This is a genomic window from Pseudomonas sp. AK-TSAG1-1, assembly GCF_056821665.1.
In genome coordinates this window covers 6171147-6192419 of the sequence record NZ_CM165965.1, presented here as the reverse complement: position 1 = coordinate 6192419, position 21273 = coordinate 6171147, and the positions used below count along the sequence as shown (strand labels likewise).

Below are 21273 nucleotides of genomic sequence, written 5' to 3'. Positions count from 1 at the left end.
CGGGCTGATGGTTTAACTATAAGTCTTTGCTTATGCCTGACCCAATTTTTATTCATTTTTGTTAATCCCTTGCGAGCGCTAGTGTGGGGCTGCGACTAAATTGAAACATTTAGTCACGCGTCGACCTGGGTCTAGCAGGTCGTGGTGCCACCGGCTCAAGGGAACCTCCAAGTGATAACAAAGATCCTGATCGCCAACCGTGGTGAGATTGCCGTACGAATCGTGCGAGCCTGCGCCGAAATGGGCATTCGCTCGGTTGCGATTTTTTCCGACGCCGACCGCCATGCCTTGCATGTAAAGCGCGCGGACGAAGCCCACAGCATCGGTGCCGAGCCACTGGCCGGTTACCTGAACCCGCGCAAGCTGGTGAACCTGGCGGTGGAAACCGGTTGCGATGCACTGCACCCCGGTTATGGCTTCCTTTCGGAAAACGCCGAGCTGGCAGACATCTGCGCCGAACGCGGAATCAAATTCATCGGCCCGTCGGCAGAAGTCATTCGCCGCATGGGCGACAAAACCGAAGCCCGGCGCAGCATGATCAAGGCCGGTGTACCGGTGACACCGGGCACCGAAGGCAACGTTGCCGACATCGAAGAAGCCTTGGCCGAGGGCGACCGCATCGGTTACCCGGTGATGCTCAAGGCCACCTCCGGTGGCGGCGGTCGTGGCATCCGTCGCTGCAACAGCCGCGAAGAACTTGAACAGAATTTCCCTCGCGTCATCTCCGAGGCCACCAAGGCTTTCGGTTCGGCCGAAGTGTTCCTGGAAAAATGCATCGTTAACCCGAAACACATCGAAGCGCAGATCCTCGGCGACAGCTTTGGCAACGTGGTGCACCTGTTCGAGCGTGACTGCTCGATCCAGCGTCGCAACCAGAAGTTGATCGAGATCGCCCCGAGCCCGCAACTGACTCCGGAACAGCGCGCCTATATCGGTGACCTGTCGGTGCGCGCAGCCAAGGCCGTGGGTTACGAGAACGCCGGCACCGTGGAGTTCCTGCTCGCCGAGGGCGAGGTGTACTTCATGGAGATGAACACGCGGGTGCAGGTGGAACACACCATCACCGAAGAAATCACCGGGATCGACATCGTCCGCGAACAGATCCGTATCGCCTCCGGCCTGCCGTTGTCGGTCAAGCAGGAAGACATTCAGCACCGTGGTTTCGCGTTGCAGTTCCGCATCAACGCCGAAGACCCGAAGAACAACTTTCTGCCGAGCTTCGGCAAAATCACCCGTTACTACGCCCCCGGCGGTCCGGGCGTGCGCACCGACACGGCGATCTACACCGGTTACACCATTCCGCCGTTCTACGATTCGATGTGCCTGAAGCTGGTTGTCTGGGCACTGACCTGGGAAGAGGCGATGGACCGTGGGCTGCGCGCCCTCGACGACATGCGTCTGCAAGGCGTGAAGACCACCGCCGCGTATTACCAGGAAATCCTGCGCAATCCGGAATTCCGTAGCGGCCAGTTCAATACCAGCTTCGTTGAAAGCCATCCTGAACTGACCAACTACTCGATCAAGCGCAAACCCGAAGAGCTGGCCCTGGCCATCGCCGCCGCCATCGCCGCCCACGCAGGCCTATAAATCCAGCTGCGAGCTGTCAGCGACAAGTTTCAAGTGAGAGCGACTCGGCTTTTTCTTGCAGCTCGTAACTTGAAGCTTGCCGCTATGAGGAGATACCAATGACTAAGAAGATCTTCGTTACCGATACCATCCTGCGCGACGCTCACCAATCGCTGCTCGCTACCCGTATGCGCACCGAGGACATGCTGCCGATCTGCGACAAGCTCGACAAAGTCGGCTACTGGTCGCTGGAGTGCTGGGGCGGCGCGACGTTCGATGCCTGCGTGCGCTTTCTGAAAGAAGACCCGTGGGAGCGCCTGCGTCAACTGCGCGCGGCGTTGCCTAACACCCGCCTGCAAATGCTTCTGCGCGGGCAGAACCTGCTGGGCTACCGCCACTACAGCGACGATGTGGTCAAAGCCTTCGTCGCCAAAGCTGCAGTCAATGGCATCGACGTGTTCCGCATCTTCGACGCGATGAACGACGTGCGTAACCTGCGCGTGGCCATCGAAGCAGTGAAGGCTGCCGGCAAACACGCCCAAGGCACCATCGCCTACACCACCAGCCCGGTGCACACCATCGACGCTTTCGTCACGCAGGCCAAGCAGATGGAAGCCATGGGCTGCGACTCGGTAGCGATCAAGGACATGGCGGGTCTGCTGACCCCGTACGCCACTGGCGAACTGGTTCGCGCACTGAAGGCCGAGCAGTCGCTGCCGGTGTTCATCCACTCACACGACACTGCCGGTCTGGCGACCATGTGCCAGCTCAAGGCCATCGAAAACGGCGCCGACCACATCGACACCGCAATCTCCAGCTTCGCTTCGGGCACCAGCCACCCAGGCACCGAGTCGATGGTCGCGGCGCTCAAGGGCACCGAGTTCGACACTGGTCTGAACCTCGAACTGCTGCAAGAGATCGGTCTGTACTTCTACGCCGTGCGCAAGAAGTACCACCAGTTCGAAAGCGAATTCACTGCGGTCGACACCCGCGTACAAGTCAACCAGGTGCCGGGCGGGATGATCTCCAACCTCGCCAACCAGTTGAAAGAGCAGGGTGCTCTCAACCGCATGGGTGAAGTCCTCGCGGAAATCCCGCGCGTGCGTGAAGACCTCGGCTTCCCGCCGCTGGTGACCCCGACTTCGCAGATCGTCGGCACTCAGGCGTTCTTCAACGTGCTGGCCGGCGAGCGCTACAAGACCATCACCAACGAGGTGAAGCTGTACTTGCAGGGCGGTTACGGCAAGGCGCCGGGCGTAGTGAACGAAAAACTGCGTCGCCAGGCGATTGGCAGCGAAGAGGTCATCGACGTGCGGCCGGCCGATCTGCTCAAGCCGGAAATGACCAAGCTGCGTGCCGACATCGGCGCGCTGGCCAAGTCTGAAGAAGACGTTCTGACCTTTGCGATGTTCCCGGACATCGGCCGCAAGTTCCTTGAAGAACGTGCCGCCGGCACTCTGACACCGGAAGTGTTGCTGCCGATTCCTGAAGCAGGTGGTGTGACGAAGGCGGGCGGGGAAGGCGTTCCGACCGAGTTCGTCATCGACGTCCACGGCGAAACCTACCGCGTCGATATCACCGGTGTGGGCGTCAAGGCTGAAGGCAAGCGTCACTTCTACCTGTCCATCGACGGCATGCCGGAAGAAGTGGTGTTCGAACCGCTCAACGAATTTGTCAGCGGTGGCAGCAGCAAACGCAAGCAAGCGTCGGCACCGGGTCACGTCAGCACCACCATGCCAGGCAACATCGTCGATGTGCTGGTCAAGGAGGGCGACACGGTCAAGGCCGGTCAGGCCGTGCTGATCACCGAAGCGATGAAGATGGAAACCGAAGTCCAGGCAGCCATTGCCGGCAAGGTCACCGCGATTCATGTCGCCAAAGGCGACCGGGTGAATCCGGGTGAAATCCTGATCGAGATCGAAGGCTGAGATAACTGCCGCGATCCAGCGTTTTAAACCTCGGGGGGGCATGTGCTCCCCTTTTTTTTGCCCGCGAGACCCTCTGCAGGAGTGAGCCTGCTCGCGATAGCAGGGTATCGGTCTCTACACAGGTCGACTGATCTACCGCTATCGCGAGCAGGCTCACTCCTACAGGGGGGCTCAACGCATCAGAAGGCCATGCGCCACTGGCCCATCACGCCGTAGCTGCGGCTGTCGCTGCCGGCCTCGCCAGTGATGCCGACGCCCAGGGTATTGCGCGCGGACAGGCTGAGGTCGAGACCGGCATTGAGCAGTGCGCTGTTGCGATCCATCTCGGCACCGGTCACCTCAAAGCTTTTCCCGCCCCTCACCAATTGCTGACGCGTGTCGTTGTCGAGCTTGCCGTAGGTGTGCTTCACGCTGGCGCTGAGACGCGGCGTGAGTTGCATGCCATTGGACAGCTGACTGGTTTTCGCCAGACGCAGGCCAACGGTGCTGCTTGGGTTCGCTCGGGTCTGCCCCTCAACGCTCAGCGCCGCATCGCCACCTTTTTCGGTGTATCCGTCTCGCTGGTAACGCTGATAACCAACGCTGGCGAACGGTTCGATGCTGACGTTGCCACGGCCCAGGTTGTAGCCGACTTCGGCAAACAGCTGCTGGGTATTGGCGGCGTAGTTACTCTTGAGCCGGTCGCTGAAACCATTGAAGTCGACATGACGTTTGCCGCTGCCATCGTGTCTGCCATAAGAAGCGCCCAACCGCAGGGCGAATGGTCCATCCTGGCGCAGGGCGTAGGCGCCGAGGTGCCAGCTGTCGAGATCGCCATCGAACTGCCGGGCATCGAAGCGGGTTTGCGCTTTTGCGCCCATCAGGCCGACATGCCATTGCTCGGCGAGTTGCCAGTCGGCACCCAGGATCAGGCCTTGTGTGGAGTGTTTCAACGCACTGTCGACGTCACGGTCGACCTTGCCGCCATGCCCCAGCGCTTGCAGCCAGACCCGTGCGGATCCGCCATCGCCCGCCGCCAGGCGCGGCGCATTTCCCGTCCCCTGCGCAGGCGTGCGTTTGTCCAGCTGGTGCATCGCCGAGAGCATGCTGGCGCTGACCGGACTGACGCTGCTCAATGTGGCTTTGGCGAGGTTGGCGTTGCTGCCGGCGGCCAACTGTTCCAGTGCCATGTTAGCTGTTGGCTTGTCGGCACCCAGCAGGGCAGTGACAGCCATGCTGGGAGCAACGGAAGAACCAATGGCTTTCGCAGACTCGCCAGAGGGCTCAGGCTTTTGAGGTTGCTGAGGTTGCTGAGGTTGCTGAGGTTGCTGAGGTTGCTGAGGTTGCTGAGGTTGCTGAGGTTGCTGAGGTTGCTGAGGTTGCTGAGGTTGCTGAGGTTGCTGAGGTGAGGAGGAGGGTTCGTCGATGCTTTGAGCGAGCGCCTGGCTATTCTCCGTGGTCGCGAGGCTTTCAAGTGGTATGTCGTTACGGGCGTACAGCAGACCTACGCGTTGTGCTTCGTAATGCAGCGTGGGAGTCATGAACGCCAGATCGTTTTCGACAGTGCCGAACTGTCCCTCAACCTTTCCCGCCTCAAGAATGGTGTGCTGGCTGCTTTGCGGATAATCGCCGGTGGTCACCAGTTTCAGGGTGGCGTCGCCCAGATGGGCAGTGCCTTTGACGAAGACGGTCGGGCTATTGCCGGAGGCATCCACGGCATAAGCCAGTACGGCGGTGCGAGAAAGGCTCAGGTCTCCCGAGACGTTGGGCGCGCCGTACACATCGTCGACGCTCATGCGTCCGTCCACGTTCAGATGGTTCACCGCGCCACTGCCGGCAAAGTGACCGTTCTCCTGAACATTCACAACGCCGTCAATGAGGCCCTGGTTGGTCAGGTCGCCTCCTGACTGGACAGTAGCGCCGCCGCTGATTGCACCTTTGTTGATCAAGATGCCCTCGGTCATTGCCGTGCCAAGAATATGCCCGTCATTGACCAGCAAGGCCTTCGGATGAACCAGTACACCGAGGCTGAAGTCTCCCGGCCCACTGCGTATCCAGCTCCCGCGCCTGACCTCCAGTGCGCTGAAGTTACGGGTTTCACCCAGCGTCCCTTTCTTGTCTGCGTCGAGTTGCAGCAGGTTGTCACCGTCGCCTCCGTCAATCAGGCCGGCGAAACTGCCTCGGGCTTGAACGGTGACGAGGTCATTGCGCCCGTCGAGCGCCAGAGCCACGCCATCCTGCGCCTTGTAAGCCTTGTTGACCTTGAGTTGAACGGTATCTGGATGACTGGCGAAGGTATCGATCTGTGATTTGAGTGTTTTTGGGGGGGCGGACGAGGTGTCTTGAAAGTCGAGCGGTGCCTCTTGGGCCATGGACAGATCAGCACATCCCAGTGCCAGGGCAATGGCCAGTGTCAGGTGTTTGGGTCGATAGTGGAATTGAACGGGCATCGAGTTCAGCCTCGGGTGGAAGGAGGCCAAACTCTAAGTTGGCGCCGGCAGACGCCGATGTCAGCTGGATCGCACGGTGCTGCGGGCTACGTCGGTTTGATCGGCGGAAAAGGGCAGCCCGGCGCAGAAGTACCGATTGCATCCTGCCGGTCTGTCGCCCTTTCCTACAAGTTGTGCTGCCGCTAGCCGCTGGTAATGATCAGAAACCCATCAGCCACTGCCCGATCAGCCCACGGCGAAGGTTTGCTGGCTGTTTGCTTTAAACACTCAGGAACGGCATTCGACCAACCCTTTCACCTGCCCCGTCGGCGTCTGGTTCTCATCGCTCAGCCATTGCTCGAACCCCGGCGCTATCGCCGGCCACTCCGAATCCAGAATCGAGTACCACGCGGTATCGCGGTTCTGGCCCTTGACCACCATGTGCTGGCGGAACACGCCTTCGAAGCTGAAGCCCAGACGCTCGGCGGCATATTTGGAGCGGGCATTGCCGTTGTTGCATTTCCACTCCAGGCGCCGGTAGCCCAGTTCGAAGGCGTACTTGGCAAGCAGGTACACCGCCTCGGTGCTTTTCGGTGAGCGCTGCATCGGCGCGCCGAAGGTGACGTGGCCGATTTCGATGCGGCCTTGCGCCGGGACGATCGACATCAGGCTGAGGATGCCTTGCACCTGACCGGTGGTACGGTCGATGACGCTGAAGAAATACGGGTCACTGCTGGCGGCGTGGTTGTTCAGCCAATCGTTGAAGGCACTGCGTTGCGGGAACGGGCCATAAGGCAAGTAATCCCAGAGTTTCGGATCGGCACCGGGACCTTCGAGTGCGGCGAACAGTTGGTCGCCATGGCGTGCCGGGTCGAGTCTTTCCAGACGAATGAAGCGGCCTTCGAGCAAGATGGCGGTGGGGGCGGGCACGCCTTTCCAGTCGGCAAGTGAAGTGGTCATGTACGTGGCTCCTTAAATGGCTTTGCGAAACTGGATGAATCCCGGGCGCTCGGCGATGCGCTCGTAGAGCTGGATCGCAGTGGCATTGGTTTCGTGGGTCAGCCAATGCACTTTGCAGCAGCCGTCAGCCTTGGCCGTAGCGTAAACGTGTTCGATCAGCAGACGGCCCACGCCGGTACCACGGGTTTGCGCAGCCACCAGCAAATCCTGCAAGTAGCAGGAGTTTTCGATGCTCCAGTTCGAGCGATGATAGATGTAATGCACCATGCCTACTGCTTTGCCATCGGCCCAGGCCAAGGCCGCGTGGGTCGGTTCGCTCGGGTCGAGAAAGCGCTGCCAGGTGCTGTCGGTCACCGCGTCCGGCAGTTCGCTGTTGTAGAAACCCAGGTAGGCCTGCCACAGCGGCAGCCATGCGGCGTGGTCGGCGGCGCTGACCTGGCGGATGTCGATCTGACTCATGGTGATTTCCTTAGCGCATCAATTGGGCGAGGGTTTGATCATTGATTTCGGGACTGGCGGCCAGAGCGTCGCGCACGCCGGCGATGTCTTCGGCGCTGCGGTTCTGACTGAGCTTGCGCTTGCCTTCGAGGCGGTCGATGGGAATGGCAAAACCGACGATGGCCTTGAGCATGCCGTCGATATAGTCGGCAGGGGCGTCGTCGACTGACCAGGGCTTTGCGCGGCCGGCTTCGTGGCGGTCGGTGAGGGTACTGACGATATCGAGCAGACGACCGCCATCGCTGAAGGTTTCGGCGTGGCCGTAGGCGTGCACGGCGACGTAGTTCCAGGTCGGCACGACTTTGCCGTGTTCGGCCTTGCTGGGGTAAAAGCCCGGGCTGACGTAGGCGTCCGGGCCGGCAAAAATCAACAGGGCTTCGGCGCCGTCGCGTAGATCTTTCCACTGTGGATTGGCCTTGGCCAAGTGTCCGTACAGCGTGCCGTACTCGCCTTGTTCGCAATGCAACAGCACTGGCACATGGCTGGCTTGCAGACCACTTTCACCGTGTGTCACGAGGATGGCGAGGCGGGTGGCGAGGATCAACTCGTGCAGTTGGGACAGCTCATCGATGGCAAAGGCGCGCGGCGTGTACATGGAGATATTTTCCTTGGCGAATGCCTGCATCCTAGGCAGGCTATTGGTTTGTTGTAAGAGCCATTGATGACCAATTTCATAGGTCCATTGCCATGCCCGAATCGCCCACGCTGTCCATGCCGTTCAATCCGGCGGGAATCGAACTCGACCGCCGTCAGGGCTTGAGTCGCCAGTTGTATCAAGCGCTGCGGCTGCGTGTGCTGGACGGGCGTCTGGCCAGCGGTACGCGGTTGCCGGCCAGTCGCGATCTGGCGGCGGCGCTGGCCATCTCGCGCAACAGCGTGGTGCGCGCCTACGATCAGTTGTACGCCGAAGGGTTCATTGAAGGGCGGGTGGGTGATGGCACTTACGTTGCGCAATTGCCGCAAACGGTGTTGCCGGCGAAAAAACTATCCACAAAAGTATCCACAGGGTTTTCAACAGGCTTACCCACAGCCTTATCCACAAATTGGCTGGATTTACCTGTGGATCCATCCAGCAAAGTTATCCACAGCGACCCGCTGACTCGAGTCAAAAACAATCATTTGGCGCATCCTCCCAGTGGTCCGCCGCGGGCTTTTCGGGTCGGTGTGCCGGCCTTCGATCTGTTCCCTTTCGACGTCTGGGCCAAGCTGAATGCGGCTTTTTGGCGCAAACCGGATTTGCAGCAGCTGTGTTATGGCGACCCGGCCGGCGATGCACGGTTGCGCGGGATGATCGCGGCCTATTTGCGCAGCTCCCGTGGCATGCAGTGCACGGCTGAGCAAATTGTGATCACCAGCGGCGCGCAGCAGGGGATCAGCCTTTGTGCACAGTTGCTGGTGGAGCCGGGGGACGGCGTAGCAATCGAGAATCCAGGCTACCGCGCGGCCGGTCATGCCTTCGCCGTGGCCGGTGCCCGGTTGCACGGGGTGGCGGTGGACAGTGAGGGCATCGACTGCCAGCAATTGGCGGGACTTGCCGATTGCCGTCTGACCTATGTCACGCCTTCCCACCAGTACCCCACGGGGGTGGTGATGAGTCTGGCGCGGCGGCTCGAACTGCTGGCGTGGGCCGAGCGCACGCAAGGTTGGATCGTCGAGGATGATTACGATGGCGAGTACCGCTACAGCGGGGCTCCGCTGGCGCCGTTGGCCGCGCTCGATCGACAGGGGCGGGTGCTGTATGTCGGCACGTTCGGCAAGGTCGCGTTCCCGGCGTTGCGCTTGGGGTATCTGGTGCTGCCGCCAGGGTTGGTCGATGCCTTTGCCCAGCGACGCGCGGTGGATGTGCGCCATTCCGAAGTCAGCACCCAGGCGGTGATGGCCGAGTTCATGGCCGCCGGGCACTTCCAGCGGCACATCCGCCGCATGCGCCGCGCGGCGCTGAGTCGGCGTAATGTTTTGCTCGATGGCTGGCCGCAGGCTATTGCGGGCGTCGGCCCGTTGCCCGGTGTCGCCGCCGGGCTGCACCTGACCGTGCCGGTCGAGAGCGTGGCGCGCGAAACCGAACTGATCGATCTGGCGCGTAGCGTCGACGTCGAGATCAACGGGTTGAGCAGCTATTGGTTACCGGACTCCAGCACCCCGGTCGATCAACGAGCCGGTCTGGTGCTGGGTTTTGCTGCGGTGCCTGAACGTGAGATCGAGGCGGCCCTCAAACGATTGCGTACGGTATGGCACAACCGCTGAAGCGGACGCCGGTCAAGGTCGCGCTTCCAGTTGCAGGAACGGGCTCGGGTCGCCAATCCGGCGCAGTACATAGTCGAGCGGCGTCAGGCTGGTCAGGGCCTGACGCCGTTCTGCGTTCAGGCTCTTGAGGTGTGCATCGGCGATCTTCAGGTGCGCCGCCGTGAACTGCTCCGGCGGTGCTTCAGGCGAGTCATAGTGAAAGTGTGCCACCCACAGCGGTTGGTCCTGCTCAGTGATGTCGAGCACCTGATATTCCTGGAAGTAATCCTTGCGCTTTTGGGTCTTGATCCGGCCTTGGGCGTTTCTGACGATCCGTACCTGGTGATTGTCCAGCAGCCATTGCACATAGGCCTGTCGAGGCTGGCGTTGCTTGAGCAGGCTGGCCCGCACCGCGACACCTTGAGCGCGCAGGCGGACGGCGGCGCTGTTGAGTTCGGCGCTCAGGTCGCCCACCGGAAGTCGCGTCCCGCCTGAGGCGAGCAAGCGCGCCCGGGCCTGCTCGACACTGATCGCGCTTTGCTCCAGTCGGCGGGCCTGATGGTCGAACAGGTCCTGCATGTCCGCCGGAATCCGGTTGGGCCTCAGTGCGTCGCGACGGGTTCGCTCAATGAATCCATGCACGTCCTCGTTTTGCGTCAGGGCGTTGGCAATGATGTCGATGTCGTCCAGTTGCATCGCTGGCGAGGGTTTGGGTCTGACGGGAAGCATTTCTTCCAGGGGCGACTCAGCGGCGGTCGAAGGTTTGCCGGGCGCAGGGTCGCGTGGCCGGCTCTTGGTGACCTTGGCAACCAGTCGGGAAGGCCCGGCAACGGCGGGTTTGGCGGCGGGCGGCGGGGTGCTGGTGCCGGTTCCCGGCAGCAGGTCGCTCAACTGCTCCTGGGCGCGCTGCCTGAATTCGCCGATCAAGGCGCTTATCCGCGCCAGTTCGTCCGGTTCGACCATGCCGGGATGTTCGCCTGGCAAGTCGCCAAGACGCTGGTCGGCATCGACATAGATATCGAGCAGCCGACTCAGCCAATCGATGCGCTGAGCGGCGGATTCGGCGTTTTCAGGTCTTCTGATCAGGGCGGCATGCCGATGGGTGGCGGTTGCCGCTTCGATAATCAACAGGCCGGTCGCTTCGCGGGCCGCCTCGGTGGCGGTGTCGCGCATGCACACCTCATGGGACATGCCGATGGCATTGGATTTCAAGTCCCACGGGGTGAATGTCGGGAGCAGGTTTCGCAAGCGCTGCGCGGTGGTCATGCCCGCGCTGCCGCTAGCGTCGAGGGGCTCCAGCGAGGTCTGCGACAGTTGCAGGCGCTCGATCATGTCCTGGCTCAAGGCCAGGGCCTGGCGCACTTCTTCGACGTAACTGTGCCGGGCCGGCTCTGATTCGATCACGCGGTTATCTGCCAGGTTGCGGGTCAGTATCGAATACGCGTTCCGTTTGAGGACGAACCACAGGCTGAGGTTTTTTTGCAGCAACGTGGTCATGCGTTGCAGCTCAATGAAATAGCCGTCGCTCCCACCCTTGAGGCGCCACCGCCCAAGCGTTTTCAAGGCCTCGTGGTAATCGTCGATCTGCTTTTCGACCTGTTCGAGGTAGCGTCGGGTTGCCTCTTCGTAGGCATGCCCGGTGTTGCCGAGCAAGGCTTTCTGGGCTTTCTCCAGCTCGGCATGGCCGGCCGCTTCCCGGCTTCTGAATGTCTGCAGAGCGGTGCCCAGTTGTTGCCTTTGCAGTTCCTTTTCCTTGCGCTGAGCCTTGAGCTGGCTTTGCAGGCTGGTGCCGCCAGCACCGCCGCGCAGGCGCAAGCGCGTGTCCACGAACCACTGGCCCTGCGCGTTGTGAATCAATAACGGCCCGGTTTTCGAGGGCGCGTCGGGATAGACGATCTGGACCTGCTGGTCATCGTTTTCCGTCACTTCAAACCAGCGTTCGCCTACCTGCGCATAGGTCCGGGAATCGAGGCGATACAAGCTGGCCTTGTCGCGCAGCAGGGTTTCGATGGCCGTTGCGGTGAGATCCGGGGCCGGTACGGCCAGGCTGTTCAGAAACGTGGTCAATGCCGCAGGCGAGCGACGAGGCACCGAGCCGCTGGCCTCGAGCGAGGTGTAGTGGCTGGAGGGCAACTCGTCGCGCAACAAGGTCGGGAGGTGGGTGACCTTGGGCAGTGCAGGCTTTATCACCGGGGGCAGCGGGGGTGGGGGCAACAATTCCCTGTCATCGCGCGGCACCGTGCGGGAGCCGGTTTTGCGGCGTACGGCGGCATGATGGGCGAGGATCATCCCCAGGTTCAGCAGCATGTCGGCAACGGCGCCCCACTGAGCCCGCGTATCCCCACGTTGATGGGCGTCCACCACCTGGTCGACCTCACTGATGCTTTGCCAGACCCAGATCGCCGCGCCTGCCGGGCCGCAGAGGAAATTCGCGGCAACGTTGAACAGCGCCCAGCCGCTATCACGCAACAAGGTCCAGCGACGTTGCGCGTTGGACAGCGACTGGCGGTCAGCGAGTTCGGCCATCGCCAGCGCATGGGTCTTGAACAGGACCGGGAACACATCGCCGCTCAGCGTTCTGGAGGAGAGCCTGACCGGCCCGGCCCAGTTCACTGAAGTCCAGGGTTCGGAAAGTAATTGCGCGCCCAGCCATGGGCTGGGCAGGCCAGTGGGGAAGGTGTATTGGGCATATTTGAAACTGGTGTCCGAGTCTGGCAGCCAGGCCAGCACCGAATCCCTCAGTTCGCCTGGCTGATGCAAGGCGTACAGCAGGTTTTGCGCGGAAGGGAATTGCAGCAACGGCTGATCAAGTAACGGGCGATACAACAGGCATGGCCCTGCGTCTGGCCGATGCGCGGCAATGATGAACATGTTGGTGACCGTGTCGCCCTGGGTTTCCCCGGCATGGACGAAGGTCAGCGGACGAATGACCACGGTTGGCGGCTGAGCGGGTGCCGGTTTCAGCCAATCGAGGACACGGCGATAGCCTTGTTCATCCACACCACCGAGGCGACGGAGCTTGCACTCCAGTGCAATCAACGGCAGTAGCGCACGCAGTTGACTGATGTAAAAACGTTGTTGCAAAGGGGCCTGGAGCGGGTCGTCGATCAGGCTGTTCTTGATCAGTTCGGGGTACACCTCACCGATGTTGACCTGGCTTGCCATCTTCGTCAGATAGGCGACGGTCAGCCATGACGGCAGCGCTTGTGGCGGGCTGAATTGCAGCGAGGCCCGATACGGCGCGCTGTTCTGCAAGGCGTACTCACCCAGGGTTTCGGTATGGGTGTCATGCGGGTTGGGCAGGGTCAAGCCGCCGGATTCGAAGCTGTTGGTGATGTTGATATGCAGGCGGTCCAGTGGCAATCCGGCAGCCGTCGCCTGATCAGCGATGATCGCTTCACGCATACGCTTCTGTGCATAGGTGTTGATCGGTAGAACCGGTTTCAGTGCCGGGTCTGCCTGGCGGTACAGCAGACCCAGCGCGTTGATCGATTGACTGTACTGATCAAGGTCGGACGCCGTAGCGCCGATCAGCCATTCGGGGATTGAATCGTCCAGGCCAATCAGGGCTTTTTTCTGCGACTCACTGGCTTGCTCGATCAGCGGCGGGAAGTTGCTGCCGTCCTCGGCATCGGTGTCGAGACTTTGCTGGGTGATCGCCCGGATGGCATCGAGCTGATTGGCGATCAGTGCCCAGGCCATGTGGTCGAAAAAATTCCCCGCCGGTTCGAACAATTGCCACTGCAGGTTCTGTCCGTCTGGCTGCAAGTCGATACGTTGCGGCAACGACGCGCCCAACTGCTCCAGGGAGTCGAACGATTCATAACCGTCTTCTACGGTGTACATCATCACCACATTACGCAGCCCATAGCGGCCGGTCAGTACGGCGACCCCGCCCAGAGTCAGGTGCTGGCGGTGGCCTTGGGCGTCGACAGCGTCAATGTCGATCAGGCAGACCTGGATGGCCGAGAGTGTCTGGTCATGGTTGCGGCGCTCCTGCTTGTCGGGGTGCAGCGAGACTGCCCGGGCGATTCGGCACTGTTCATCGTCCCAGCCGTGCGCGCTGCGAACGTTCAGCGCCTTGCGCAGTGCATCGGATAGCTCCTGCCAGTGCGGCATCTGGTGCCGGGTGCTGTTCCAGTAACCCAGTTGGTGCTCTGCAAAGGCCATGAACAGCAGAGGCGCGTAGTCGTTCAGCAACGCGGCAATGGCTTCGATATCGATGTCCAGATGCACCACGGGCGAGGCCTGGGGATTCAAGGTGAGAAAGTGTTGGCCCTCAAGGTAGTTGGCGTGGGAGCTGTTGAAAAATTGCCGGATCAGCGCCTGGGTCAGCGATTCAAACCGAGTGGGCAGAGCGGCCGGCTCGCCGTCGAGCCATTGCCAGTGCGGTGTGCCGATCATCGCCTGGTCAGGGTCGATGTCCTTGTGCGGATACAGCTGCTTCAGCGCCCGGCGCAGTATGCTGGCGGCAACTTCATCGATCGTCGGTCCACGACTGGTCTGATGGACGATCTGGCTCTTTTGCAGCAAAGCCTGGGTTTCGGTGTCATCTGAGTGCTCGGTCATCGTCATTTTCCTTTTTGACGTTCGGGGCTTATGAGAAAAACAGCGAGCGCGCCAGCTGTGGGCTGATTGCGCTGCGATAGATGGCGATCACTTGTGGGCTGCTGCTGGCGGCATTCAGATCGAAGGTGCCGGTCAGTCGTTGATCCTGCAGTTTCAAGTGGGCGGCGGTGAACGCATCGACTGGTGCGTCGAGGCTGGCGTAATGGAAGTGGGCGTACCACAAGGTCTTCCCGGTGCGCCGCTCGCGAATTTCGTATTCCTGCAGGTAATCCCGACGCGGCCCTTTGAGGCGGCGTCGATCAGCGCCCGCCACAATCTCGATTTCATCCTTGCTCAATAGCCATTCGACACGGGCGGCAGTGGGCGGCTGTTGCTTGATCATCTCGACCCGTACCCGGTAGCCCTCGGCGTACAAACGATTTCGCGCCTCCTGCAATTGCGCGATCAGCGCTGGAGGCTCCTCGATGCTGTTCGCTCGCAGCCGGGCCTGCTCCAGGCTCCTGGCGCTCTCATCGAGTTGCTCGGCCCTGTGCTGGAACAATTCCTCGATCTCCACCGGGATACGACCGGGCTTTTTTGCATGCGCTTCGGTTTTCCGCACGAAGCTTTCCACGCCGTCGAGCAGCGTCTGCCCTTGAGTGATCTGGGTCGCGAGGTCCGGGGCCGGAGCGCTCGGGCGGCGACGTCGAGGTTGAACACGCTCGAGCCAGACGCCGGGGGTTTTCTCATGAAAGGTGGCGATCACGTTGCCGGTCAACGGTGCTTTGACGTCCAGCAGAGTCGGCTGCCCCGGTGCCGTTGGGCGTAATTCACCGACCACCGTGCCCTTGAAGCGGGTTTTGATCACTCGTTTGCGTGACGGTGGTGCGGACCTCGAGGGGCCGGGGCGAGGTTCCACCGGCCGGTGTTCGAGCAGCAGGTTCGCCAGGTGTTCTTCGGTTTGCTGCTGGAATTCACTGATGCGTGATCGCAAGTGTCCGAACGGCTGATCGAGGAGTACCTCCTGATGGTTGAGACTGAAGTCTTCGAGCGTCTGGTCGATGGCGGCAAACTGTTCGAGCATGTCATTGAGGCCCTCGATTCGCTCGTTGGCATCCAGGTTCGGGTGTTCGAGCATCAGTTCCTGCGAGGTCTGGATGATCAGGTCGGCCGTTTCGAGCAGGTGAACCAGCTCGCCCTTGGCCTGACTCAGCGCAGCAGAGGCCTGCTCTTTCAGGCAGATATCGCGCCCCAGCGAAACCTGCAGTGCCTTGAGATCGTTGAGGCTGAACACGGGCAATTTTGCACGGTAGGTATTGGCGATTTCGGCGGCACTTTTGCCCAGTCGGCTCATTTCCTGAAAACGCGACTGAGCAAATTCGACTTTGTTGATCACTTCCTCGGTCAGATCGAACATTTGGCGGTAGGTCGCAGGATCACCGGGACCTTCAGCCGTCTCTTCAGCGTCAAGCAGCACCAGGGTGTCCTTGAGGGTTTGAGTGAAGGCGGGATTGCGTTGATCGAGCCAGGTCTGGTTGAAAAACAACTGGGTCCCGAGCATCTCGGTCATGGCGCTGCGATAGTTGGGAACCGCCTCCAGCAGATTCAGCGATTTGAGCTGGTCGATGGGGATGACGTATTCCCTGGTGCGGCGCTCCAGCGCCTCGAGAAACTTCGCTTGTTCGGCAGGCCGGGTGTCGTCGGTGGCCGCCCTCATGGCGATGTGCGCAGCTGTCAGCTCTTTGCGTGCCTGCTCGCGCTCGGTATCGAATTCGGCCAGTTGTTTCCTGAGCTCGGCAATGTGCTCGAGGTTTTTCTGTTTTTTGGCTTTGCGTCGACTCGACAGACCGCCGCCACGCAGGCGCAGGCGCGTATCGACGAACCATTCGCCGCGCCGATTGCCGATCAATGCAGGTCCTTCGCGTCCTGGTTGCTCGCGTGAGTCGAAGATCGATACTTCGCTCTCGTCCCCGACCGTCACCTCGAACCAGCGTTCAGCCACCTGCGCGTAATAACGGGTGCCCTGGCGATACAAGTGGCGATAAGGTCCGGTTTCGCTGGCTGGCGGGATGAGTGATTCGGGGCGAGTGATCGCGAAGCGATCGAGTGTCTTGGCCAGGCTCAGGGCGGCGTCGGTCAGCAACGCCACCGGGTGCCGCGCTGGGGGCTCGCCGATCACATCAGGCCGTTGAACGATGTTCACCAACGGCTGTGGCGCGGGCTCCTTGGTTTCGACTGCAAGGGGCGCCGGCGCTTTTTCAGCCATGTGGCGGGACGGCGAGTTGCGCGTGCTGGCGTGATGCGCGAGGACCATGGACAGGGTCAGCAACAGGTCGGTCATCGCGGTTTTCTGTTGCCCGGTGTCGCCGGTTTCGGCGGCATCCAGGGTTTGTTGCAGATCGTCCAGGACCTGCCAGATCCAGGCGGCCGTGCCGACTGTTCGACCGAGAAAGGGCAGCGCCGTGTTGAGGAGCAACCAGCCGGTGCGCTTGAAGCTTTCCCAGCGACTTTCGGCATTGGACAGCGATTGCCGATCGGCCAGTTCGACCATGGCGCTGACGCTGGCCTTGAACAGGGATGTCAGGTAATCCTCGGCGCCGACCCGAGTACCCAACGCCAGTGTGCCGCTCATTTGCAGGGAGGTCAGTGGATCGGCGAGCAATTGTGAAAGTGTCCATACCGACGGCCGATCGTCGCTGAACACGTAGTTGGCGTAATTGGCCCGCACACGGTCCGGCAACCAGGCGAGTACCGATTGGCGCAGTTTCGGAGAGTGTTTGATGGCATACACCAGGTTGGCCGGCGACGGGTATTGGGCCAACGAGTGATCGAGCAGTGGCCGGTAAAGCAGGCACGGTCCCTTGTCCATCTGCCGTGGACCAATCACGAACATGTTGACGACTTCGTCCGTGGTTGTGCCCGGGCGCCACGAGGGATTGAAGGCCAGCGGCCGAATGACGATCTCCTGACCGTCCACCCAACGGTTGGCATCGAGGACCTGAACCGCGGCTGCGACATAGCGATAGCCCAACGCGTCAATCCCGGCCTGCGCGCGGATTTTCTGCTGCAGGGCCAGCAACGGCAATTCGACACGCAGCCGACTGGTAAACAGGTTCTGCCGCCGCAGGCTTTCCAGCGGATCATCGTGCAGCGTGCGTTTGATCAGCGCGGGATAGTGCTGACCGATGTCGACGCTGACGATCAACGCCTGCAGGTAATTGGCCGTCATCCACACCGGCACCACGGTGCTGCCGATACTGCGCACGGTCTTGTTGCCCAGCGGCAGCGCGATCAGGTTTTGCAGCGCCAGGTCGGCCAGGCTGAAGGTGTTGCGCTCGGGCTCCAGCAACGGCGTATAACTGCCCCAGACCACCACGCTCTCGACCACGATCTGAATATCGGCCAGGTTCAGTTGTGCGGCATCCGCGTGCTCCTGAAGCATGGCCGCGTGCAGTTGCTCCAGCGCATATTCGCGGATCGGTTTGATGCCGTCGTCAAAGGATTGCTCGGCGTTCTGGCTTTGCACCTGCGCAAGATCCATCAGGTGACGGCTGTAGGCAGTCAAGTCGCTGGGCGAGGCGTCGAGCATCCACTGCGGCAATGCCTGCTCGACCTGGTTGAAGCGTGAGGAGGATTGTCTGTCTGTCGGGTCGAGCTCGTTGGTGGTGCGGCTGATGTGCGGTGCCAGGTTCGTCGCTGCGGGCTGCGTGGCCAGTGCGCCAATCGCTTCGGCCTGCAGCGCAATCAGATTGCAGGCCAGGTGATCGAAGTAGTTGCCATCCGGTTCGATCAGCCGCCATAGCAGAGTCGCAGGCGGAGGTCCGTCGATCTGCGCCTGCAGTGACGCCCCCAGTTCCTGCAGCGAGTCGAAGGCCTGAAAGCCGTGAATGAGGGTGTGCGTGAGTATCAGCGTGCGGCTGCCGAGGCTGCCGACCAGTACCGCCATGTCGAGCACGTCGATGTGTTTCGAAGTCCCGTTATGCGTGGTGTCCAGATCGATCAGGCAGGCGCGCGACTGATAGCGGTCATTGGCGCTGCGGGTACTTTTCTGCGGATCAGTGAAGAGACCTCGGGCCATGGCGCGCTGGTCGTCGTCCCACTCAGGATTGGTTTCGACGTTCCACAGATCGCGCAGGGACTGGGCCAACTCTTGCCAGCGCGGGGACGAGGCGCGGGTGAACTGGTTCCAGTACTCGACCTGCTGTTCCTGGAACGCGATAAACAGCAGCGGCGCGATTTCGTTGAGCAGCCTGGCGATGGCTTCGATGTTGACCGGCAGTTGCACCGGCCTCTCGTCCAGTGGTTGCAAGGTGAGGTAGTGCTCGCCATCCAGGTAGGTCACCGGGGTATTGGCAACACCATGGTGTACCAGGGCGTCGGTCAGCGATTCGACATGCGTGGGCCCGGGCACGACGCGCTGGTCGCGCAAGGTCCATCGCGGTGTTATCACCATCGCCAGTCGGGGGTCGATCTGCAATTGCGGGTACAGCGCTTTCAGCGCTGGTTGCAGGGCGCGGGTGGCGACTTCCCTGATTGAGGGACCGGCGACCAGTTGGGTGAGCAGGGCATCCTGAGCGTTGGACAGCACGGGTTCGGCAGGGGGGCTGGAAGTTTCTGACATGGTCACATCCTTTGTGGGAGCAACAGGCACCGTGGCGGGTGCGGTGGGCGATCCGTTGCAAGGTAGTGACGGGCAGAGGGCTCTGGGTGGTAGATAGATATCGCAGGCAAAAAAAGACCTGCGCAGGCGCAGGTCCAGGTGACGGCGGGAAAGTGATGCGGCTCAGGTGCCGGACTTGATTTTGGTCCAGGCCCGGGTTCGCGCCCGCTCGGCATCGCGGGGCAATGGTTGCAGGGTGTACAGCGTATTCATCGCCGCGTCGGTCGGGTACAGATTGGGGTTGTTGCGGATCGCCGGATCGACCAGCCCGGTGGCGTCCTTGTTCGGGTTCGGGTAGCCGACGAAGTCGCTGACCGGGGCAATCACTGCCGGTTGCAGCAAGTAGTTGATAAAGGTGTAGGCGTCCTCGGTGTTCTTCGCACCCTTGGGAATCGCGAGCATGTCGAACCAGATCGGCGCGCCTTCCTTGGGCAGGCGCATGTCGACCACCACGCCGTTCTTCGCTTCTTTGGCGCGGTTGGCCGCCTGCGAGAAGCTGCCGGAATAGCCGACCGCGACGCAGATGTCACCGTTGGCGATATCGGCCATGTACTTGGAGGAGTGGAAGTAGGTGATGTACGGGCGGATCTTCATCAGCAGCGCTTCGGCTTTTGCGTAGTCCGCCGGGTTTTTGCTGTTGGGGTCCAGGCCCAGGTGTTGCAGGGCCAGCGGCAGAATCTCCGACGGCGAGTCGAGCAGGGCGACACCGCACTGCTTGAGCTTGCTGATGTTCTCTTCCTTGAAGATCAGGTCCCAGCTGTCCACCGGTGCGTTGTCACCCAGCGCGGCCTTGACCTTTGCCGGGTTGAAGCCGATCAGAATGGTGCCGTACATGTACGGCACGGCGAACTGGTTGCCCGGGTCGTTGGCTTCGATCAGCTTCATCAGTTTCGGATCGAGGTGGTTCCAGTTCGGCAACTTGCTGCGATCCAATGGCTGGAACACCCCGGCTTCGATCTGCTTGGCGAGGAACACGTTGGACGGTACCACCACGTCATAGCCGGAGTTGCCGGTCAGCAGCTTGGCTTCCAGGGCTTCGTTGGTGTCGAAGATGTCGTAGACCAGTTTGGTCTGGGTGTTCTGTGCCTTGAAGTCTTCCAGCGCCTTGGGCGTGATGTAGTCGAACCAGTTGTAGACGCGCAAGGTGCGTTCTTCGGCGTGGGCAGCGCTGCTCAGCAGCGCCGCGCACAGGGCTGGCGCGATCAATTGCTTGAAGCGGTTCATTGTTCAAACCCTTCCAGCACGTTCACCGCGTTGATGCCGATTTCTTCCACCGCGTAACCGCCTTCCATGACGAACAGGGTTGGTTTGCCAAGCGCGGCAATGCGCTTGCCCATGGCCAGATAATCCGGGCTGTCGAGTTTGAATTGCGAGATCGGATCGTCCTTGAACGTGTCGACGCCCAGCGACACGACAATGATGTCGGCGCCGTAGCTGTCGATTTCGTTGCAGGCCTGCTCCAGCGCCGCACTCCACACGTCCCAGCCGGAGCCGGCAGGCAGCGGGTAGTTGAAGTTGAAGCCCTCACCGGCGCCTTCGCCGCGCTCATCGTCATAGCCAAGGAAGAATGGGAATTCTGCTTCCGGGTGGCCGTGGATCGAGGTGAACAGCACATCACTGCGCTCGTAGAAAATCGACTGCGTGCCGTTGCCATGGTGGTAGTCGACGTCGAGGATCGCGATCTTTTTGTGGCCCTGATCGAGGAAGGCCTGAGCGGCGATGGCGGCATTGTTGAGGTAGCAATAACCGCCCATCAAATCGCTGGCGGCATGGTGTCCCGGTGGACGGCACAGGGCGAAGGCACTGCGTGCGCCACGCTGGATTTTCGCTTGGGCGGTCAATGCCACTTGCGCTGCGCTGTACGCCGCCTGCCAGGTGCCGGCGGTGATCGGTGCACCGCCGTCGAAGCTGTAATAGCCAAGCTCGCCGTGCAGGCTGGTCGGTTTGATCTGCCGCAGCGTACGTGCCGGCCAGGTGTACGGCAGGAGGTCGCCGTCGGTGTTGAATTCGGTCCAGCGCTGCCACGCACCCTTGAAGAAATCGAGGTAGTCGCGGCTATGGATCCGTGCGATCGGCTCCAGGCCGAAATCCTTCGGCGCTTCGACTGCGCCGAGGTTCTGGTTTCTGACCCGCTGCAGCACGTGGTCGGCGCGCGAGGGCATTTCGAAACATGGCTTGAGCTGGCCGTCGATGAGTTCGCAGCGGCCATGGTGCAGGTGGTGATCGTCTGAGTAGATCGTCAGCATTTGTTGTTCTCCGCAGGGCTGATTCGGTTATCCCCAGTGTTGCGGCGCGCGGCGAATCGGAGAACGGCAGGAAAGGCCAAAAGGGGATCGATATGGCCAAAAGATCTGACCGAAATTCGCCCCTCCTTCAATGCAGCCATGCCTCGATTCAAGGCATGGAATGCGTTACTTGTGGCAGCGGGCTTACTCGTGAATACAGTGTGTCAGATGCATTGATGACGACTGACACGCCGCCT

At 61.2% G+C, this 21273-nt stretch carries 11 protein-coding genes; 3 read left to right on the top strand and 8 right to left on the bottom strand.

The window, feature by feature from the left end; all coding sequences use genetic code 11:
* Positions 1–171: 171 nt before the first annotated feature.
* The gene (locus AC1UK9_RS28090; protein ID WP_025112637.1) at positions 172–1587 is read left to right on the top strand and encodes an acetyl-CoA carboxylase biotin carboxylase subunit; all 1416 of its coding nucleotides are present in this window, start codon (positions 172–174) and stop codon (positions 1585–1587) included.
* 98 nt (positions 1588–1685) lie between these two features.
* The gene (oadA, locus tag AC1UK9_RS28085) at positions 1686–3494 is read left to right on the top strand and encodes a sodium-extruding oxaloacetate decarboxylase subunit alpha (RefSeq protein WP_473013980.1); all 1809 of its coding nucleotides are present in this window, start codon (positions 1686–1688) and stop codon (positions 3492–3494) included.
* 179 nt (positions 3495–3673) lie between these two features.
* Here the strand turns inward: oadA and AC1UK9_RS28080 are convergent, their stop codons facing one another.
* The 4 genes from AC1UK9_RS28080 to AC1UK9_RS28065 all read right to left on the bottom strand — a co-directional run bounded on the left by AC1UK9_RS28080 (position 3674) and on the right by AC1UK9_RS28065 (position 7955).
* Positions 3674–5923 (bottom strand): autotransporter outer membrane beta-barrel domain-containing protein, encoded by a 2250-nt coding sequence (locus AC1UK9_RS28080; protein ID WP_482578874.1) that lies wholly within the window; start codon positions 5921–5923, stop codon positions 3674–3676.
* 267 nt (positions 5924–6190) lie between these two features.
* Positions 6191–6862 carry a GNAT family N-acetyltransferase gene (locus tag AC1UK9_RS28075; RefSeq protein ID WP_473013978.1) on the bottom strand — a complete coding sequence of 224 codons (672 nt, stop codon included), beginning with the start codon at positions 6860–6862 and terminating at the stop codon, positions 6191–6193.
* 12 nt (positions 6863–6874) lie between these two features.
* Positions 6875–7321 (bottom strand): GNAT family N-acetyltransferase, encoded by a 447-nt coding sequence (locus AC1UK9_RS28070; protein WP_025112641.1) that lies wholly within the window; start codon positions 7319–7321, stop codon positions 6875–6877.
* Positions 7322–7331: 10 nt separating this feature from the next.
* Complete coding sequence (locus AC1UK9_RS28065) at positions 7332–7955, bottom strand: FMN-binding negative transcriptional regulator (protein WP_482578873.1); 624 nt, start codon at positions 7953–7955, stop codon at positions 7332–7334.
* Positions 7956–8047: 92 nt separating this feature from the next.
* On the opposite strand from AC1UK9_RS28065, the gene pdxR reads away from it, so the two are divergent.
* Positions 8048–9604, top strand: coding sequence for a MocR-like pyridoxine biosynthesis transcription factor PdxR (gene pdxR / locus AC1UK9_RS28060; protein WP_025112643.1), 1557 nt, complete (start codon positions 8048–8050; stop codon positions 9602–9604).
* 12 nt (positions 9605–9616) lie between these two features.
* On the opposite strand, the gene AC1UK9_RS28055 is transcribed toward pdxR, so the two are convergent.
* The 4 genes from AC1UK9_RS28055 to AC1UK9_RS28040 form a co-directional block, all read right to left on the bottom strand.
* Positions 9617–14152, bottom strand: a complete 4536-nt coding sequence (locus AC1UK9_RS28055) for a hypothetical protein (protein ID WP_482578872.1) — start codon at positions 14150–14152, stop codon at positions 9617–9619.
* Positions 14153–14180: 28 nt separating this feature from the next.
* Complete coding sequence (locus AC1UK9_RS28050; protein ID WP_482578871.1) at positions 14181–18752, bottom strand: hypothetical protein; 4572 nt, start codon at positions 18750–18752, stop codon at positions 14181–14183.
* Positions 18753–18914: 162 nt separating this feature from the next.
* Positions 18915–20015, bottom strand: a complete 1101-nt coding sequence (locus AC1UK9_RS28045) for a polyamine ABC transporter substrate-binding protein (protein ID WP_025112646.1) — start codon at positions 20013–20015, stop codon at positions 18915–18917.
* Entirely contained in the window at positions 20012–21037 is a 1026-nt protein-coding gene (locus AC1UK9_RS28040; RefSeq protein ID WP_482578870.1) for a histone deacetylase family protein, read from the bottom strand. Before AC1UK9_RS28040 ends, AC1UK9_RS28045 begins: the two co-directional genes overlap by 4 nt.
* Positions 21038–21273 lie beyond the last annotated feature (236 nt).

What these genes read in the sequence shown, in the direction of transcription:
- AC1UK9_RS28065 (WP_482578873.1), bottom strand. Translation starts at nt 7,955, where the DNA reads ATGTACACGCCGCGCGCCTTTGCCATCGATGAGCTGTCCCAACTGCAC.
- AC1UK9_RS28050 (WP_482578871.1), bottom strand. Translation starts at nt 18,752, where the DNA reads ATGTCAGAAACTTCCAGCCCCCCTGCCGAACCCGTGCTGTCCAACGCT.
- AC1UK9_RS28075 (WP_473013978.1), bottom strand. Translation starts at nt 6,862, where the DNA reads ATGACCACTTCACTTGCCGACTGGAAAGGCGTGCCCGCCCCCACCGCC.
- AC1UK9_RS28045 (WP_025112646.1), bottom strand. Translation starts at nt 20,015, where the DNA reads ATGAACCGCTTCAAGCAATTGATCGCGCCAGCCCTGTGCGCGGCGCTG.
- AC1UK9_RS28070 (WP_025112641.1), bottom strand. Translation starts at nt 7,321, where the DNA reads ATGAGTCAGATCGACATCCGCCAGGTCAGCGCCGCCGACCACGCCGCA.
- AC1UK9_RS28080 (WP_482578874.1), bottom strand. Translation starts at nt 5,923, where the DNA reads ATGCCCGTTCAATTCCACTATCGACCCAAACACCTGACACTGGCCATT.
- AC1UK9_RS28040 (WP_482578870.1), bottom strand. Translation starts at nt 21,037, where the DNA reads ATGCTGACGATCTACTCAGACGATCACCACCTGCACCATGGCCGCTGC.
- oadA (WP_473013980.1), top strand. Translation starts at nt 1,686, where the DNA reads ATGACTAAGAAGATCTTCGTTACCGATACCATCCTGCGCGACGCTCAC.
- pdxR (WP_025112643.1), top strand. Translation starts at nt 8,048, where the DNA reads ATGCCCGAATCGCCCACGCTGTCCATGCCGTTCAATCCGGCGGGAATC.
- AC1UK9_RS28055 (WP_482578872.1), bottom strand. Translation starts at nt 14,152, where the DNA reads ATGACCGAGCACTCAGATGACACCGAAACCCAGGCTTTGCTGCAAAAG.